Below are 520 nucleotides of genomic sequence, written 5' to 3'. Positions count from 1 at the left end.
CGGCCGCGATCGCCGCGGACGAGACGGAGCTGGGCCAGCAGCAGGCGCACGAGACCAAACTATTCGCGCAAGCGAACGCTGCCGAGCGGGAACAGTTGCTCCGCGACCAGGCGCGTGCGCGCGAGCTGGCTAGCGAAGCGGTCCACCGGGCACAGATGATGCTGAGTTCATTGCGCGCCCGGACCCATCTGGCCGCGCAGATCAGCCAGGGCCTGGCCCAACAACTCCACGACCGCGCGGAACAATGGGCAGAGAAAGCCAGGGATGCTGGGAAGTTGGCGGATAGTTTGCCGGAGTTGATTCTGTTGGAGGGCTGGACGGGCCCGGCGGCCAGGCAGTACGGGTTGCGGGCGATGGTGCAGGCCAAGGCCTTCGAGGAGCACCGCCAGCTGCCCGCGCTCTACGCGCGACTGCTGAAGAACGCGTACGAGGCGACGATGCTGGAGTTGACGTTCGTGTGGCACGCGCTGAGCGAGGCCAGGGACGCTAACGCCTCGGCGTTGCGGGCTCGTTCTGCGCA

At 67.3% G+C, this 520-nt stretch carries 1 protein-coding gene; it reads left to right on the top strand.

Features of this window, described 5'->3' with window-relative positions; translation table 11 throughout:
- Positions 1 to 520 (top strand): hypothetical protein (locus EII42_RS13130; protein WP_158676524.1); only part of this gene is annotated, 520 nt, incomplete at both ends.

It is taken from the genome of Tessaracoccus sp. OH4464_COT-324, from assembly GCF_003932855.1.
In the GTDB taxonomy this organism is placed as follows: Bacteria; Actinomycetota; Actinomycetes; order Propionibacteriales; family Propionibacteriaceae; genus Arachnia.
Note: the sequence above shows the minus strand (reverse complement) of the source record. Positions and strands in the feature narration are given on the sequence as shown.